The sequence below is a fragment of the Paludibaculum fermentans genome (assembly GCF_015277775.1).
In the GTDB taxonomy this organism is placed as follows: domain Bacteria; phylum Acidobacteriota; class Terriglobia; order Bryobacterales; family Bryobacteraceae; genus Paludibaculum; species Paludibaculum fermentans.
On record NZ_CP063849.1, the window covers coordinates 5,940,366 to 5,958,365 of the forward strand.

At 63.9% G+C, this 18,000-nt stretch carries 10 protein-coding genes and 2 pseudogenes; 4 read left to right on the forward strand and 8 right to left on the reverse strand.

Annotation, left to right across the window (positions count from 1 at the left end):
* Nucleotide 1: 1 nt before the first annotated feature.
* Both IRI77_RS23345 and IRI77_RS23350 read left to right on the forward strand, forming a co-directional pair.
* Nucleotides 2–916 (forward strand): YihY/virulence factor BrkB family protein, encoded by a 915-nt coding sequence (locus tag IRI77_RS23345; RefSeq protein ID WP_228486280.1) that lies wholly within the window; start codon nucleotides 2–4, stop codon nucleotides 914–916.
* 30 nt (nucleotides 917–946) lie between these two features.
* The gene (locus IRI77_RS23350) at nucleotides 947–2,362 is read left to right on the forward strand and encodes a Gfo/Idh/MocA family protein (RefSeq protein ID WP_194447417.1); all 1,416 of its coding nucleotides are present in this window, start codon (nucleotides 947–949) and stop codon (nucleotides 2,360–2,362) included.
* A gap of 92 nt (nucleotides 2,363–2,454) precedes the next feature.
* Here IRI77_RS23350 and IRI77_RS23355 read toward each other — a convergent pair whose 3' ends face one another.
* Entirely contained in the window at nucleotides 2,455–2,835 is a 381-nt protein-coding gene (locus tag IRI77_RS23355) for a hypothetical protein (RefSeq protein WP_194447418.1), read from the reverse strand.
* Between the two features lie 181 nt (nucleotides 2,836–3,016).
* Between IRI77_RS23355 and IRI77_RS23360 the strand changes: the two genes are divergently transcribed.
* Nucleotides 3,017–4,060, forward strand: coding sequence for an aldose epimerase family protein (locus IRI77_RS23360; RefSeq protein WP_194447419.1), 1,044 nt, complete (start codon nucleotides 3,017–3,019; stop codon nucleotides 4,058–4,060).
* Nucleotides 4,061–4,228: 168 nt separating this feature from the next.
* Here the strand turns inward: IRI77_RS23360 and IRI77_RS23365 are convergent, their stop codons facing one another.
* The 7 genes and pseudogenes from IRI77_RS23365 to purM all read right to left on the reverse strand — a co-directional run bounded on the left by IRI77_RS23365 (nucleotide 4,229) and on the right by purM (nucleotide 16,600).
* Nucleotides 4,229–5,824, reverse strand: coding sequence for a hypothetical protein (locus tag IRI77_RS23365; protein ID WP_323745127.1), 1,596 nt, complete (start codon nucleotides 5,822–5,824; stop codon nucleotides 4,229–4,231).
* A pseudogene (locus tag IRI77_RS38680) lies at nucleotides 5,808–6,023 on the reverse strand (RCC1 repeat-containing protein); the annotation flags it as partial. The pseudogene IRI77_RS38680 and the gene IRI77_RS23365, both read right to left, overlap by 17 nt.
* Nucleotides 5,974–8,361: an RCC1-like domain-containing protein gene (locus IRI77_RS23375; RefSeq protein WP_194447421.1), complete on the reverse strand. Its 2,388-nt coding sequence runs from the start codon at nucleotides 8,359–8,361 to the stop codon at nucleotides 5,974–5,976. The pseudogene IRI77_RS38680 and the gene IRI77_RS23375, both read right to left, overlap by 50 nt.
* A 142-nt stretch (nucleotides 8,362–8,503) precedes the next feature.
* Entirely contained in the window at nucleotides 8,504–12,571 is a 4,068-nt protein-coding gene (locus tag IRI77_RS23380) for an RCC1 domain-containing protein (RefSeq protein WP_194447422.1), read from the reverse strand.
* An 89-nt stretch (nucleotides 12,572–12,660) separates the two neighbouring features.
* A pseudogene (locus tag IRI77_RS38685) lies at nucleotides 12,661–14,954 on the reverse strand (GH92 family glycosyl hydrolase).
* Between the two features lie 3 nt (nucleotides 14,955–14,957).
* Nucleotides 14,958–15,560: a phosphoribosylglycinamide formyltransferase gene (purN, locus tag IRI77_RS23390; RefSeq protein ID WP_194447423.1), complete on the reverse strand. Its 603-nt coding sequence runs from the start codon at nucleotides 15,558–15,560 to the stop codon at nucleotides 14,958–14,960.
* Nucleotides 15,557–16,600 (reverse strand): phosphoribosylformylglycinamidine cyclo-ligase, encoded by a 1,044-nt coding sequence (purM, locus tag IRI77_RS23395; RefSeq protein WP_194447424.1) that lies wholly within the window; start codon nucleotides 16,598–16,600, stop codon nucleotides 15,557–15,559. Before purM ends, purN begins: the two co-directional genes overlap by 4 nt.
* Before the next feature lie 35 nt (nucleotides 16,601–16,635).
* On the opposite strand from purM, the gene IRI77_RS23400 reads away from it, so the two are divergent.
* Nucleotides 16,636–18,000 carry an amidohydrolase family protein gene (locus tag IRI77_RS23400; RefSeq protein ID WP_194447425.1) on the forward strand — a complete coding sequence of 455 codons (1,365 nt, stop codon included), beginning with the start codon at nucleotides 16,636–16,638 and terminating at the stop codon, nucleotides 17,998–18,000.

The window sequence follows — 18,000 nt, forward strand, 5'->3', positions numbered from 1 at the left end:
CTTGTACAAGCTGTTCGAAGAAGTTGAGGTCTCCGCCAAGGACCTCAAGGGCGATTGGCGGCACCTCTGGCACTATATTCTCGAGACCGAAGTCCACGTCTACGCCTTTGCCATCGGCGGCAACGTGCTGCTCTCGCTCTGGCCCTTCCTGATGGTGATGATCTCCCTTTGTCGCAACGTCTTCCATTGGAGCGCCGCGGAAGAGGCCATCTATGTCGCCGTGAAAGACTACTTCGCCGGCAACACCGGCGAGTTCCTCGTCTTCAACCTGCGCACCATCGCCGGCTATACCTACCGCGTGGAGTGGATCTCGCTCATCATGCTGCTGTTCGTCTCCAACGGTATCTTTCTGCCACTTGAGGTCGCGCTCAACCGCGCCTGGCAGGTCAAGGTCAACCGCAGCCTGGTCAAGAACCAGCTCGTGAGCATGGGCCTCATCCTCGCCTGCGGAGCCCTCACCCTGCTCACCGCCGCCTTCACCGCCGCCAATCTGCAACTGCTCTCCGGCGTCGAGAACTACCACGCCACCGCCTTCACCTGGATTGTCCGCCTCGCCTTCAAGATCGCCTCCATCCCCATCACCATCGTTCTGCTCTTCCTGGTCTACTCCTACCTGCCCAATACGAAGGTGTCCAAGAAGCATGTCCTGCCCCGCGCCATCATCGTAGGCCTCGTCCTGGAAGTGCTCAAGTGGATCAACATGCTGGTGTGGCCGTGGATGTATAAGAAGTTCTCCCACGAGTACGGTGTCTTCGTGAATTCCATCACCATCTTCACCTGGGGCTTCGTCGCCGGGCTAGTCGTACTCGCCGGAGCGGAATGGACCGCCCGCAGCGTCCGCCAGGCTGTAACTACCTCCGTCCTCAGAGCGCCAATTCAAGATAGAATAGGGGCGGAATCCGAGCCCCGATCTTAGACTTCCAAAATCTTCTCCGAGGTTTGCTAAATGGCCGACAACAAGGATCTGACGCGTCGTGACGCCATCAAGGCTGCGGGCGCAGCTACTATCGCAGGTGTCGCCGCCTCCCACATTCAGGGAGCGCCGGCCATCTTGAAAGCGCGTGCCGCCACGAACGCCGTCAACTATGGCATGGTCGGCACCGGCAGCCGCGGGACCTATCTGCTCAAGCATTTGAAGGGGATCGACACCGGCCGCTGCGTCGCCATCTGCGATCTCACCGACGACGCCCTCAACAAGGCCGATCAGACCATCGGCGGCAGCCCCAAGCGTTATAAGGATTACCGCGAGCTCCTCGCCGACAAAAACGTCGAAACCGTCTTCGTCACCACCCCCCTCTTCATGCACTTCCCGGTCACCAAGGACGCCTTGGAAGCCGGCAAGCACGTCTTCTGCGAGAAGAGCATGGTGTTCAAGGCCGAGGAAGTCCACGCCCTGCGCGCCCTCGCCGCCGCCCGCCCCAAACAGACCCTCCAGGTCGGCCTCCAGCGCCGCTACAGCGCCATGTACCAGGCCGCCCGCCAGATGATCGAAAAGGGCATGCTGGGCGACGTCACCTACGTCCAGGCCCAGTGGCACCGCAATCCCGGCTGGAAGATGAAGAAGGGCGTGCCGAATGAGCGCATGGCCAACTGGCGCCTCTTCCGCGAATACTCCGGCGGCCTCGTCGCCGAACTCGCCTCCCACCAGATCGACGTGGCCGACCGTATGCTCGGCATGACCCCCGAGTCCGTCATGGGCCTCGGCTCGCACGACTTCCTGAACGACGGCCGCGACATCCTCGACAACGTCCAGCTCATCTATAAGTACCCCAAGGGCCGCCGCCTCGTCTGGACCGGCATCCCCACCTCGTCCCACTGGGCCGGCGTCGGCGGTCAGCGCACCGAAATGGGCGAAATGATCTGCGGCACCCAGGGCACCATCCACATCACCATCGGCGACGACAACAACATGCCCATCGGTATGTGGTTCAGGGAACCCAACCCGCCCGCCAAGGTCGAAGAGGCAGGCAAGAAGAAGGAAGCCTTCAAGGCCGGCGCCACCATGGTCGCCGCCGCCGGCTCCCGCCCGCTCCCCATCCTCCTCGGCAAGGACCTCATGACCGGCCAGGAGAGCTTCCTCGAGAAGGAAATGAAGTTCGCCCGCCAGTGGCTGTACCAGAAGGGCATCATGGTCCCGCTGGAAGAGCGCAACCCTGTCGACATCGAACTCGAGAGCTTCTTCAACGACATCAAGACCGGCGGCCACCCGCGCGCCGACATCGAAGTCGGCCTGCAGGACTCCATCGCCGTCATCCTCTCCAACCTGGCCCTCGACGAGAACCGGACAGTTTCCTTCAAGGAAATCGAAACCATGGGTAAGCCTGGCGCAGCCGCTGCCAAGACCCCCGTCAAGAAGGGCTAGCCTTCCATCCGCGGCCCCGGCCGCTTACAGTCGAATATAAAAATAGGGCCGTCCCACCCCGGGACGGCCCTTTTGATTGCCTGGCACTCCTCCTACTTCGGCAATCGGAAGTTTCTCACCGCGATGCTGGACGTCAATCCCGCCGCGGCAAAATTGCCCGTCGTCGCCCACGCCGCCTGCTCCGGGTGCTTCTTCAACAGCAGATACTGCGACCCCAGCAACGCTCCGGCAATCCCAAACTTCAAACCCGCGCTGCGCGCATTGAACTGGCCCATCCCGCCGCGCAGCAACGGATTCAGCTCCGGCCGCCCCATGCTCGACGCCGTATCCGCCGCCACCGACGCCATCAGCGCCGCCGCACTCCACGCCCAGGCCTTCTTCCACTTCGCCTGCTTCTGCTCCACCGGAGCCCTTTCCACCACCATCGCTCCACTTTCGGCGAATACCGGACCCGCCAGGGCGAAACATAGCATTGCGGTGCACACCAGACGCCCGCAATTCGTCGAATTCTTCAATGGGAAACTTCCAAACGGCATGCTTTCAGCCTGCGGCCACCCCTCCGGCACTTCAATTCAATGAGTTTTGGGTCGAGAGTTTAGCATGGAGTAGTACAAAGCGAGCGACAGGAATACGATAGAGGGTCAGGCCTTATATATGAGCGAGATCCTCTACCGAAACCGTCGTGCCGTCCAACTCGAAAACGAGCACCTGCAGATTGTGGTCACCCGCGAGGGCGGACACCTGGCCGTCATCCGCGACAAGGCGACCGGCGTGAACCCGTTGTGGTCTCCACCGTGGCCCACAATTGAGCCTTCCACCTACGACCCCGCCAAACACCCCGAATACGGCGGCAACTCCGAGAGCAAACTGCTGGCCGGCATCCTGGGCCACAATCTCTGCCTCGACCTCTTCGGCGGCCCCTCCGACGAAGAAGCCGCCGCCGGCATGACCGTCCATGGCGAGGCCTCCGTCAACGAATACGAAATCACGGTGGAAGGCGACACCCTCACCCAGAAAACTACCCTCCCCTGCGCCCATCTCGCCTTCCAGCGCACCATCCGGCTGCCCGCCGGCGCCCGCCGCGCCGCCATCACGGAAACCGTCGAGAATCTCGAATCCCTGGACCGGCCCATCGCCTGGACCCAGCACGTCACCCTCGGCCCGCCCTTCCTCGAATGCGGCGTCACCCAGTTCCGCTCCACCGCCACCAAGTCGCAGGTCATCGACACCGGCTTCTCCGACGTCGGCTACATGAAGCCCGGAGCCGAATTCACCTGGCCCATGGTGCCCACGCTCAACGGCGGCGTCGAAGACATGCAGCTCTTCAGCGACCGCAAGGTCTCTGGAGCCTTCTCCACCCACCTGATGGACCCCGAGCGCGAGCTGGCCTACTTTTCCGCCTGGAACCCCACCTCCGGCATCGCCTTGGCCTATGTGTGGAAACAGAGCGACTTCCCCTGGATGGGCATCTGGGAAGAGAACCATGGCCGGGACGTCCCCCCATGGAACAACCAGGCCCTGACGCGCGGCATGGAATTCGGAGCCTCGCCCTTCCCGGAGAGCCGCCGCAAAATGATCCACCGCGGCAGCCTCTTTGGCGTCCCCGGCTACTGCTGGGTCCCGGCGAAATCAAAGGTAACGATCGAATACGCCGCCCTACTCCAACCGGTAGCCTCAATCGACGACCTCGAACTCTGACACAGAGCCGCGCACATCAGTAAGCGGAGGAGCCCCCAAACGGCCGCAATCCAAGCCGTTCAGCCCTCCGCCTCCCCCCTAAACATCACGGCCAGACGAACCCCGACCGCCCGGCAAGGGGCTCCACCGCGCCCCTCTCCTCCATCCACCAACTGGGCCAACCCCGCCCTACGGCACCACCCAAGTCCCCGTCTGCACCCACCCCGAATCCCGCTGCAGCGCATCCATCGACCGCTGGTACAGCTTCCGGCTCCCCTTCATCGGCGCCTTTAACGAAATCGGAGCCGTGATCACCAACTGCCCGGCCACACTGACCGCCGTAGTCGCCGCCGTCTTGATCGAACACGCCGAACTCTGCAGGGCCGTGGAACTCACACCCGGCTTCACCGGCCCCAGGAAGAAACCCACGTCACTGGAGTACATCCACAACCCGTTCCCCGCACGGTCATAGTGCAGATAGCAGAACGGCTGCCCGCCGCCATCCGGAGCCGCGGCCACCAGCATCTGCACCCAGCCGCCGCTCGTGGCCGGCAATCCCGAATGGTCCGCATTCGTGAGGACGAAGGTCGGGTTTGCACTGCTGCCCGTGTTCGGAACCACGCTGAAGGTCGCCGCCGCGGCCGGAGTAAAACTCCACGTGCCCTCCTGGATCCAGCCGGAATCGACACCCGACTGGTCCTGCGTCCGCGAGAACATCTTGAGACTGCCCGTCTGCTTGAAGATGACCTGACTCTGCCAGCTCAGGCCCGTGGCGCTCTCCTGCACCGCCGACCCCGCCGTATTCAAAGCGCACACGGTGTTCTGCAACAGATTCGACGCGACTCCCGGCTTCACCGGCCCCACGAAGAACCCGCTGTCGCCGTAAAGCCAGAATCCGTCCCCTTGCACGTCATAGTGCAACAGACAGAACGGTTGGCCGCCCCCATCGGGATCGGTGGCGAATAGCAACTGTGCCCACTGCAGTGACGCCGCGCCGCCGGCCGCCGCGAAGTCCGCCTGAAAGTTCTGCGCGGAACCGCTGGCGCCCTGCGGCGTGAAATCCAGGGGGGTCGTGGCCAACGGCAGTCCGGGCTGGAAGCCACTCAGAATCGGAATCAGGCTGCTGGCCAATCCTGTCAATCCAAACGGTCCGGACTGGTTCGAGCCCCACGCCAGGAGACTTCCGTCGCGCGTCCACGCCAGCGTGAACCCGTCGCCTCCGCTCACGCCGGCCGCCCCGAACAACTGGGGCACCTGCGCGGGCACCGGGACATCCACTGGACTGGGCGCACCCGTGCCCAGTTCACCCTTTGTATTGGCCCCCCAGGCCCACACCGTGCCGTCCGACTGGATCGCCAGGCCGTGGCCGACTCCGGCTCCGATTCCGGCCATGCCCGTCAGGCCCGCCACCCTCGCCACGCCAATCACTGGATCGATCCCCAGGCCGCTGCCTAAGCGCCGCAATCCACCCGACCCCCAGGCCCAAACCGTTCCATCCTGCTTCAACGCCAGCGCGAACTCCCCTCCGGCGGCAATCGCCGCGACATTCGAAAGCTCGGTGACCTGCACCGGCGTCTGATACCCCGGGGTGCCCACCTGGCCTAAACCCAGGCCCCAAATCCAGACGCTGCCGTCGGAAAGCAGCGCCAGGCTGAACCGGTCGCCCGCCGCGATCTCCACAGCGGTCTGCAAGCCCGCCACCGGTGTGGGGAACATCCGCGGGATCGGCACTCCGTTCCCCAGTTCGCCCACCGAGTTGCTGCCCCCAGGCCCACACCGTGCCATCCTGCCGCAGCGCCAGGCTGTGGTTGCCGCCCGCCGCAATCTGGACAACCGAATCCAGCCCCTGTACCGCCACCGGACTCGACCGGTTCGTCAGCGTGCCGTCACCCAACTGGCCGGCCGCGTTGTTCCCCCAGCTCCACACCAGCCCGTCAGCTCCCAAGGCCAGCGTGTGTTTGCTGCGTGTGGCAACAGCCGTCATCGCGGGTAGGCTGGCCACCTGTCTGGGGATGGCCACGGACGTTCCCGCGACCCCCAGGCCCAGTTGGCCCGAATCCGTTCACGCCCGCCGCCCAAACCGTGCCGTCGTCCCGCACCACCAGGGTCTGCGCTTTCCCGGTCGCCACCCGCTGGCCGGTAGCCAGCGGCGTCAGCGCGGCCCACGAGCACGCCGCATCCGGGTTCGGCGTCACAAATACATCACTACTGCTCAGGTCCGGCCGCCCCAGCTCGCTATTCGAGCTGTCGCCCATCACCCGCACCGTGCCGTCGTTCAGCAGCACCAGCACATGATCCTGCCCCGCCGAGACGCCAATCGCCGGTCTCGGCAGGGCAAACTGCGTCGCCACGTTCGAAACCAGACTGCCGCTGTACCTCGTCGCCAGGCCGCTGCCCAAATACCAGACGGTGCCGTCGGCCCGCAGAATCACGTTCAACCCGCTCTGGTTGGACACCTGCGTCACATTCGTAAATGAGGTCACTTTCGCCGGCGTCAGCACATACTGCACGGCGCCCGGACCGGCCAGCCCGAGACTCGTCGCGTCGCCCCAGCCCCAAAGCGTTCCATCGCCCCTGATCGCCAGCGAGTGCCAGTCGTTCGCCGACACCGACGCCGCTGTAAACGAACCCAGCCGGACGGGCGTCCACCGGTCGGTCTGCGTGCCGTCGCCCAACTGCCCAAACGTGTTGTCGCCCCAGACGAAAACCGCGCCGTCATTTCTCCGCGCCAGGCTGTGCGACCGGCCCGCCGCAATCGACGTGATGCCCGTCAGCCCCGCCACCTGCATCGGTGTCCCGTTGTCGCTCGTCGTGCCGTTCCCCAACTGGCCGGAGGTGTTCGATCCCCAGGCCCATACCGTCCCGTCGCTCTTCAGCGCCAGGCTGTGGAAGTACCCGGCCGACACGGCCACCACCCCGGACAGCCCCGGGATCTGCCGCGGCGACACCACCACATGCGCGGTAGTCACTCCATCGCCCAACAGGCCGAACGCGCCCACGCCCCAGCTCCACACCGTCGAATCCTGACGGATCGCCAGGCCGTGTGACGCCGAAGTCGAGACCGACTTCACCCCGCTCAATAGATTGCAGACAGGCTCCGCTTGCTCCACGCCCGTGCCATCGCCAAGCAGGCCCGCCGTGTTGAAGCCCCACACGCGCACCGTGCCATCGGCCCGTACAGCGAAGGAATTGTTGCCGCCGGCGCTCACCTGCACCGTGGAAGCGCCCGCTGTCCTGCCCGGCTCCTGGACGGCTGCTGCCTGCGTCGTATTCGCGCTTCCATTCGTCTCCTGGCTCAGCCCGCCGCCCGAATCCACGGCCGCCACACTCACGCCGGCCGTCGCCGCCGCCGCATCCACAATCGCCGCCACCGCCCAACCTGCCGCCGCATCCACCACCGCGCCCGGCAGTGCGAACGCGCGCCGCGCCCCACCACCGCTGACCGTCAGAGTCGCACCGGTAATCTCGACCACCTGCCGGGAACTCGCTGCTCCCGACCAATCCAACACGGTCTTTACCGCCTGGACCCGCGCAGCCGACAGCCGCGCCACAGCCGAGCCGCGCTCCGCCTCGCCCAGCACCCTCGGGACTCCCCCGGCGTTTTCCACGCCCCGGCCCCACACCCAGACGCGCCCCTGTCCATCGAGGGCATACCCGCTGCCCAGCCGCACATCCACCGCACGAATATCGCTCAGCCCAGCCACCCGCACCGGCTCGGTCACCATCTTCCGGGCGTCGGCGCCGGCCAGCCCGCTCCAATTCGACCCGAACACCCAAACCGTTCCATCCGCCTTCAGCGCCACGCTGAACAGCGCGCCCGCCGCGATCATCGAAACATCGTTCAGGCCCGGCACGACCTCCGCGCGCGCCCGGTTCACCAGCGTCCCATCCCCCAACTGGCCTTCCGTGTTCGCGCCCCACGCCCAAACCGTACCGTCGCTCTTCAACGCCAGCGAGTGCTGCGCGCCGGCCGCGATGGCGCTCACACCAGTGAGACCCGCCACTTCAGTCCAGATGGAACGCGCGGCCACATCGCCGGTCCCCAACTGTCCATGGAGATTCTGGCCCCAGCCGTACACCCGGCCCTGTTGCGTTAGCACCAGGACATGACCGCCGTTCTCAGGCAGGGCCACCTTGCGCGCCCCTTCCAATTCACCGAGCGATCGCAGGGAGTAAGCCGGATTCATCCCGGCTGCAGGTTCCAACAGGTACACGCGTTGCGAGCCCGCCGCGGGTAAAGAGACACACGCCAACACGGCGAGGAACCAGGGGAATGGGCGCAATCCGGCGGTGCTTGGGCCGCTCTGGTCAGGTTTAAACAAGATAGGAATCTCCGATTCGCGAGACGGCAGAGCCGTAAGCGTGCAAAGCACACCCGATCTTACCATCCGCTCAAACGAGACCCTTCCTGCGAGCACCCCGGGGCCGTTCTGTATCCAGGCCCGGCCCGCCCGGCCGGTTTCTCTACGGCACGCTCCAAATCCCCGTCTGCACCCAGCCCGTATCCCGCCGCAGCGCATCCATCGACCGCTGGAAGATCTTCTTACCCCCCGCCATCGGACTCTTCAAAACAAAGGGAGCCGAAATCACCAACTGCCCCGCATTATTCTGCACCGTAGTGCCCGCGGTATTGACCGAACAAGCCGTACTCTGCAGCACCGAAGAGCTCACCCCCGGCTTCACCGGACCCAGGAAAAACCCGACATCCCCGGAGTACATCCAAAGCCCATCCCCAGCCCGGTCGTAGTGTAGATAACAGAACGGCTGCCCGCCCCCATCCGTAGCCGCCGCCACCAGCAGTTGTACCCATCCGCCGGCACCGGCCGGCAGGCCCGACCCCTCGGAATAACTCGCGGCGAACGTTTGCGTCCCGCCACTCCCCAGGTTTGGACTCACACTGGCAGCTGGCAGCAGCACCGCCGTCGAATCCCACGACCCCTCCTCGATCCACCCCGAATCCAGGCCATTCACATCCTGGCTTCGCAGGTAAATCTTCCGCGTAGCCACCTGCTTGAACAACACTCGCGCATGTACCGTTAGGTTCGCGCCGCCCCCAGCCACGCTGGTGGCCTGCGTGTCCACGGCGCAGAACGAATTCTGCAGCCGGTTCGAAGAGGTCCCGGCGGCCACCGGCCCCTCGAAGAACCCGCCATCACCATACAGCCACAGCCCCTTGCCCTGCACGTCGTAATGCAGGAAGCAGTAAGGCAACCCGCCCCCATCCGGAGCCGCCGCAAACAGCATCTGCACCCATTGCAGGCTGGTGTATCCCGCCGCCGCACGGAAACTCAGTTGGAATAGCCCACCTGCGCCGGTGCCGCTGGCCGGGGTGACGTCTGTCGGTGACGATACTACCGGCGGCTGTGGGGCAAACCCGCTCTGCACGGGGGTTTGAGTGGCCGCGACAACCGGATAAGCCAGCTGCCCGTATCCATTCCAGCCCCATCCGATGAGCCTTCCGTCGCGCTTCCAGGCCATGCTGTGCGAGAAGCCCGCGGCAACCGCCGCCACACCGTACAGACCCGGTACCTGCACAGGCCTGGCCGCGTTCACCAGACTCCCATCACCCACTTGGCCACTGTCGTTGCGGCCCCAACCCCACACCGTACCGTCGGAGCGAAGTGTCAGCAGGTGGCCGCCCCCGCCCGAAATCGCCACAACGTCCGTCAGATCCACCACCCTGACAATGCCGAGAATGGGGTAGGACTCCATCCCCCACCCAGCTCCCACATAGTTCTCGACACCCGGTCCCAACTGCTGGAACCGGTTGTTGCCCCACGTCCAAACGGTCCCATCCCGCTTCAGGGCCGCTCCGAAATCGTCCCCCGCGCTGATCGCCAGCACATTACTCAATCCCCTGACTTGCGCCGGAGTCCACCTGCTTGTGTAAGTGCCGTCTCCCAGTTGGCCTGTCCCGTTCTCGCCCCAGGCCCACACCGTGCCGTCACTCTTCAATGCCAGGCTGAACCAACCCCCTGCCGCTACGTCGATGACATGATCGATGCCTGCCACCTGTGCCGGTGGAGCGTCGATACCCAGCGCGCCGTTTCCCAGCTCGCCTGCTGGGTTGGAGCCCCAGGCCCACACCGTGCCATCCGCCCGGATCGCCAGAGTGTGGGTATACCCAGTCGCGATCTTCGTTGCGTTGGTCAGGCCGGGCGCAACAACGGGATTGTAGGTTTGCATCGTCACGCCGCCCGGAAGGTTCAAGCCGCCCCACAACAGCCACGTCCGCACCAGCCCATCCCGCCCCAACGCCGCATTCAGATACCGCCTGGCCGAGACCCCCACCGTTTCCGTCACCCCGGGTACCTGGATCGGTGTCACGTTCTTCGTCGTAATCGACCCGAATGAATCACCCGCGGTCCAGACTGTTCCGTCGTCCCGTAGCATTACCGTCTGCACCAGCCCGGCGCTCAGACGCTGTCCCAAATTCACAGGATTGGGAGCCGTGGCGCTGCACGGCGCTTCTGCATCCGGCGCAACGAATTGATCTGTAGTGGCCAGGTCGCTCCGCCCCAACTGGCCCTTCGCATTCGATCCCCAGCCCCTGACCAACCCGCTTTTCAGCAGAACAACAATATGCTTCTGCCCCAGTGCTACGCTCTCCACCTGCTCTGGAGCTGGCAGGCTCACCGGGGTATTCGAGTAAACTCCCGTATTCGTGTCGTAATCCCAATTCGACCCCCACGCCCACAGGGTGCCGTCTGTCCTCACCACCGCCGTCAGGGTCTCTCCTCCGGCCACCTGGTGTACATTCGTGAAGTTCACCATCTGCAGCGGACTCAACTGCGGCTGTGCCGCCCCGGGCCCCAACTGCCCCATTCCGTTTTCCCCCCAGCCCCACACCGTGCCGTCCGTCTTCACCGCCAGGCTATGGAAATCACCCGCCGCCAGGGAAGCCGCCATTAGCCCCGCCACCTGCACCGGCGCATGCGCTTCCACATAGCCGCCCGTTCCCAGTTGCCCGTGGTCGTTGGCCCCCCACGCATATACTGTTCCGTCGCTCTTCAACGCAAGGCTGTGCCGGACACCTGCCGCAACCGCCACAATGCCACTCAACCCGCTCACCTGCACCGGCCGGCTGCTCGTGTTGGTCGTGCCATCGCCTAGTTGACCCGAGTCGTTCGCGCCCCATGCCCAGACCGTTCCATCGTTCTTCAGCACGAGATCGTGCCTCTCGCCGGAGGTCACCGCCACCACCCCGCTCAAGCCCAGGACCATGTCCGGTGTCGCTCGGTAGTGGGGTTGCACCATGCCATTGCCGAGTGCGCCATACTCCCCGCTCCCCCAAGTCCACACCGTCGAGTCCTGCAGGACCGCGATCGCATGGGAACTGCTCAACGATAGCCCCGCCACTCCGCTCAGCACCGTACAACTCGGACGCATCCGCCGCACCCCGCTGCCGTCTCCGATCGTGCCGGCTGTATTGCTGCCCCACGCTCGCACTTGGCCATCGCCCCTGATCGCCACGGACGTGTCCCTTCTGGCCGACACCTGCATGAATACCGAGGTTGCCGCTCGCCCCGCCCTCGTCGCGGCGCGGCTCATTAGGCCCGCCTCCAGGCCGCTGCCTTGCCGCGCGGAACCTGTCTCCCGGGCGTCTCCGCTGGAGGCTCCCTCCAGTCCGCTGATCACCGCCACCGCCCAACCCGCCGCCACATCCACCGCCGAGCCATCCAACGCGAACGTCCGCTCGGCCCGGCCTGCCCTCATCCGCAGTACACCACTCGCTGCATCCACAGTAATCCCCAACCACTCCGCCGACAACCGAGGCCCAGACGACATGAGCCCTAAGGCCAACCCGCGCTCCGTCTCACTCAACATCCGCGGAGCCCCTGCCGCATTCTCCACCCCACGCCCCCAAACCCAAATCCGCCCCTGCCCATCCAGCGCATACCCGAGGCCGAGCCGCACAGCCACCGCCCGCACATCACTCAGCCCATCGACGCGCACGGGTTCTGTGACCAGCTTCCTCGCGTCCGTCCAGGCGATGCCGTTCCAGTTCGAGCCGAAAGCCCAAACGGATCCATCGCTCTTCAGCGCACCCGTAAACAACGTGCCCGCCGCGATCATCGAAACATCGCGCAGCCCCGGCACCACAGCCGGCCGCAACCGGTTCACCAGCGACCCATCGCCCAACTGTCCTTCTGTATTCGCGCCCCAGGTCCAAACCGTCCCGTCGCTCTGCAAAGCAACGGAATGCTGAGCCCCCGCAGCAATCGCAGTGATCTCGGAAATCCCGGGAACCTCAATAAATCCGGCCCTGGCAGCGCGATCGCCCGTTCCCAGTTGCCCATGCAGGTTCTGCCCCCAACCCCAAACCCGGCCCAGCGAAGTCAGAACAAGGACATGTCCGCCTGTTTCGGGCACGGCCACACGCCGCGCGCCTTCAATTTCACCAAGGGTTCGGAACGAATAGGGCGCGGAACCCTGCGCCTGCTGTTCCAGGAGATAAATCCGTTCAGCGCCACAAACCGGAGCCGCCACACACACCCACGCGGCGGCAATTCCAATAGCTGACCGATACATCGACATGTGGACCTTCCTAATTCACCGAGGCAGGCGAGAATACGCCTACAAAAGGAAGGCTAATTCTACCAGACACCCACACCACTAAATCAACGGCTGGCGACACCCCAACTCTTATTCGGCTGGGCTCCCAACTCCACTTCCAGCACGCCCCCGGCAATGACTTCCTTGTGCGTCACCCAGAACCGCCCCGTCAGCGGCTTGCCGTTCAGCTTCGTCGACTGGATATACACATTGCCCGGTTTCGCATTCCGAGCCACTACCGTGAACGTCTTTCCGGGATAGAACTTCGGATCCAACTGGAACGTAACCCGCTCAAACAAAGGGCTGGTGATCTCATACCGGGGCTCGGCTTCCGCGCCGCCCTGGACATCAAACAACCCCGCCGCCATCAGCACCCCCAGCGCCCCCATCTGCCCCTGGTCCTCGTCCCCGTTGTATCCGCCGTTCGGCGTGGCGTTCCCAAAGACTTCCTCTTTCACCCGCCGCACCCAATACTGCGTCAGCCACGGAGCCCCCGCATAACTGAACAAATGCGCCATGTGGCAAGCCGGCTGATTCTCATAATCCACCCAGTTCTCCCCATGCTTTCCATGCGGAGTAATAAACCGCGCCGGCGCCGCTCTCTCGAATTGTCCCTGCAGCTTTTCGATGAACTTTTGGCGTCCGCCCAACGCCTCGATCAGGCCCGGAATATCCTGCATGACGTAGTAGGTATAAATCGCCGCATTGCTCTCCACAAATCCACGGCAAGTCGACCCCTCGCACGTCGGCGCAAACGGCTCCAGCCACGACCCGTCCATGTTCTTCGGCCGGATCCACCCCGTCGATTTGTCGAACAGATTTCGCCAGTTTTCAGACCGCTTCTGGAACAGCGCCGCATCGTCCTTCTTCCCCAGCGCCTCGGCAAACCGGGCCAGCGTCCAATCCTGATAGGCATACTCCAAGGTCTGCGCGGCGCCCTCACGATGCCCGCCTGTTCCGAAGTTGCCCAGCGGCACGTAACCCCTTTCGACGTAATACTTCATGCCGCCGCCTTCGGCCTTGGGACCCGGTTCATACCCCGCGTGATCGCGAATCCCGCCCGGAAACGCGTTCTTCTTTGACCCCTCATAGGCAGCCTTCACGTCGAAATTGCGGATGCCCTTCTGGTACGCCGCCGCGATCAGCGGCACCGCCTGGTCACCTATCATCACGAAGGTGTAGTTGCCGCCGCTGGGCCCCGCGCAATCATGCCGCCGTTGGTATAGTAATCGACCAGCGACTGCGTCATGTCGCCCATCAGCTTCGGGTAAGCGATAGACCACAGGACATTTAGCGTCCACTGCGAACCCCAGAAGGCGTCGGAATTGTAGGTACTGCGCAGCGGCTGGCCCTTCGCATCCAGTTCCACCTGGCGCACCACCGGCTTGTCCCCGGTGTTGTCGATGTACTTGCCGTTCACGTCGCTGAACGTCCGCCGGCCCAGCAGAGAATGCCACAGATCGGTGTAAAACTTCGTGCGCTGCGCCGGGGTGCCGCCCGTGATCGACACCTTGCCAAGCCATTCATTCCATTCCTGTTTGGACTCCCGCACCACCCGCTCGAAGTCCCAGTGCGGCAGCTCCGCAGCCAGGTTCAGGCGGGCCTGCTCCTCGCTCACGTACGAGATCGCCACCTTCATCTGGACTTGGCCCGGCTGCGCGAACTTATAGTGAACATAGGCGCTTCCGCCCTTGCTCCAGTCGCCATAGCCGTCAAACGCCTTGTCCAACTGGACGACGAAGTACACGGTGACTGTCTTCTTGCGGCGGATCGTCGGCGCCAGAACGGTGTAGCCCGCCAACTCCCGGTCGCTCACGCGGCGGATCTTGGCGTCCGGCGGAGCGTCCATCATGGCCAGCTTGGCCGCCGTATCTATATAGATATAGGCGTCTTGTGCCGCCGGGAAGGTGTAGCGGTGCAGCCCCACACGCTTCGTCGACGTCAGCTCCGCCGTGATTTTGTAGTCCTCGAGATAGACCTTGTGGTAGCCCGCTTTCGCGACTTCTTTGTCGTGGCTGAAGGCCGATTTGTAGGCCTCATAGCCAGCCGGCCCCTTCAGCTCACCGGTCGCGGGCATCACCGGAACAGCCGCGAGCTGCCAGTCATGCACATGGCTGAAGCACCGTATGTACTTCTCTCCGTAGAGGTAACCGGCATTCCAGTCGCCGTCGACCCCGGTGTCCGGACTCAGGTTCACCATCCCGAACGGGCGGCTGGCGGAGGAAAAGAAGAACCAGCGGGACTTGTGCGTGTCGATGAGCGGGTTGACCTCATCGGCGGGCGTCACCTGCGCACGGCAATCCGCCGCGGCGCCGATCAACAGGGCGGCAGCCGCCGCGCGGACACACTTGCTGAACACTGCTTAGTCCTTTCGAATCACACGCCTGCCCTCGACGCGGTAGGCTCCGCTGAGGATCAGGGCGATGGCTTCGCTGAAGATTTTGTGCTCTTCCACCAGGATCCGGGCGGCCAGGGTATCGGCCGTATCTCCATCTAAAACAGGCACTACGGCCTGCGCCACGATGGGGCCGGTGTCCAGCCCGGCATCCACGAAGTGCACGGTGCAGCCGGAAAATTTGACCCCGTAGTCCAGGGCTTGCTGCTGCACATGCAGCCCGGGAAAGGACGGCAACAGCGACGGGTGGATGTTGAGAATCCGGTCGCGGTAAGCCTCCAACAGCGGAGTCCCCACGCGCCGCATGAAGCCTGCCAGGATGATCAGGTCGATGCCCAGCGGAGCCAGTTGCTCCACCACCATGGCCGCGTAGGTATCGGTATCGATGCCTTTCGACGGCAGCGAAATGGCCGGTAAGCCCAGTGTTTCCGCCGTTTCCAGGGCCTTGGCCGACGGCACATTCGCCACCACGGCGGCGATCTCCGCCTGCAGCTTCCCTGCGCGGATCTGGCGCGCGATGGCCTCGAAGTTCGAGCCGCGGCCCGATACCAGAATCGCCAGCTTCTTCACTTGTAGATCACTCGTCCCTTGCCGCGCGGCTGAGCGATGATCTTGCCGATCTCGTAGTAAGGCTCCTTCATGTGCTTCAACAGGCGGGTCGCCTTGGCGGCTTTCTTCTGTGGAATCACGAGGATCATGCCGATGCCGAGGTTGAACGTCCGGCGGTAGTCGTCGTCCGGCACGTTGCCCAGGCGGCGCAGCAGTTCAAACACGGGCAGCACCGGCCACGAACCGAGCTTCACTTCGGCCGCCATGCCCTTGGGCAGTACGCGCGGCGTGTTGTCCGTGATGCCACCGCCGGTGATGTGCGCGGCCGCCGCAAGCAGGTTTGCTTTCAACAGCTTCTGGATGGGCTTGAGGTAGCTGCGGTGCACCTTCAAGAGCTCATCGGCCAGGGTGCAGTCCAGTTCCGGCAGGAAGGTCTTGGGTGTGTATTTGCCCACTTCGAACAGCAGCTTGCGGGCCAGCGAATAGCCATTTGTATGCAGCCCCGTCGAGGGCAGCCCCAGCAGCAGGTCGCCGGGCTGTACAGTCTTGCCCGTCAACAACTTGGCCTGTTCAGCCGCGCCGACAATGAAGCCTGCCAGGTCGTACTCGCCAGGCTGGTAGAGGCCCGGCATCTCGGCCGTTTCGCCGCCGATCAGCGCGCAGCCGTTCTCCTGGCAGGCCTTGCCCAACCCGGTCCCGATCTGGCCCGCCACCTCGGCTTCCAGCTTGCCGACGGCGAAGTAGTCCAGGAAAAACAACGGCATAGCGCCCTGCACGGCGATGTCGTTGACGCAGTGGTTCACCAGATCCTGGCCCACCGTGTCGTGCCGGCCGGTCATGAAGGCGACTTTGATCTTGGTGCCTACCCCATCGGCTGAGGAGATCAATACGGGGCGCTTGTAACCTGCCAGGCGGTACATCGCGCCAAAACTACCGATATCCGTCAGCACGCCTCTCGTAAAGGTCTTCTTTGCAGCTACCTTGATGTAGCCGACAGCACGGTCCGCCTCGTCAATGTTGACGCCGGCGTCTTGGTAGCGGATGGTTTTCTTAGTAGGCATCGCTGAAGTACCAGTCTAAAATACAGGGATTCTCCATGCGCCAAAGAATATTTGTCCTCACTCTATTGGCCTGCGCGTTCATACCGTTGCAGGCCGAGGTTCCCTCCTTAGTGGCGATCCAGGACGCCCGCATCGTCACAGTCAGTGGAGCCGTGATCGAGAAGGGGACTGTCGTTTTAAAAGACGGCATCATCGCCGATGTGGGCCCCAACGCAGCCGTTCCGGCTGGGGCCTGGGTGGTTGATGGCAAAGGACTTACTGTCTATCCGGGCCTGATCGACGCCTTCAGTACGTGGGGCCTTCCGGAAGCTCCGGCAGCCGCTCCGGCCGCCGGCGGACGCGGCACCCAGGCTGCTGCGGCACCCGGACAGGCCGCTCCGCCCAGGTCTCGGGGTCCGGAAGACCGGCCCGGCACCAACAGTTGGGTGATGGCCGCCGATCTCGTTAAAAATACTGAACGCCGCGTGGATCTCGCTCACAGCGCCGGATTCACGACTGCGGTCACCTTCCCCCGTCAGGGGTTGGTGGGCGGACACGGCGCGATCGTGAACCTGGGCGGCGAGACGCCCGGAGCCATGATCGTGGAGCCCGACGCCGGCCTCTATATGTCCACAACCCCTTCAGGCTATTTGGGTTACCCGAATTCGCTGATGGGCGTGCTGGCGTACTTCCGGCAGCTCTGGATCGACGCGAACTACTACAAGATGGCCAAGGAGATGTACGCCAAGTCGCGGCAGACGATCCCTCGTCCCGCTTATGACCGTGCCCTGGAGGGCGTCCTGAGCTCGCGGCGCCTGCTGTTGCCCGCCGCCGGACCGGTCCAGATGGAGCGTATGGTCAAGCTGGGCAAGGAGTTACAGACTCCAGTGGTGCTCTGGGGTGTGACCGAAGGCTACCGCATGGCCGACGAACTGAAGAAGTCGGGCACTCCGGTGGTGCTGAATGTGAAGTGGCCCACCCGTGAACGCGATCGCGATCCGGATCTGATTGACACGATGAAGGTTCTGGAGCACCGGGACAAGGCTCCGACGGCTCCGGCTGTTCTGGCCAAGGCCGGCGTGAAGTTCGCTGTCTCGTCCGACGGGATGGAGTCCCCCAAGGATGTCCTGAAGGCCCTCAAGAAATCGATCGACCTGGGGCTGTCCAAGGAAGCGGCGATCCGCGCGCTGACCCTGAGTGCCGCCGAGATCTACGGCGTCGATCAGCGGATGGGGTCGATCGACAAAGGGAAGATGGCCAACCTCGTCGTGGTCAAAGGTGACCTGTTCGACGAAAGGTTGACGATAGCAATGATTTTTGTTGACGGAGTCAAGTATTTACCACCGCCAGATCCACCGCAAACACCGGGCGGAAACGGTCCCGGCAACCGTCCGTCGACCGTAGATCAGGAGGAGAACTAG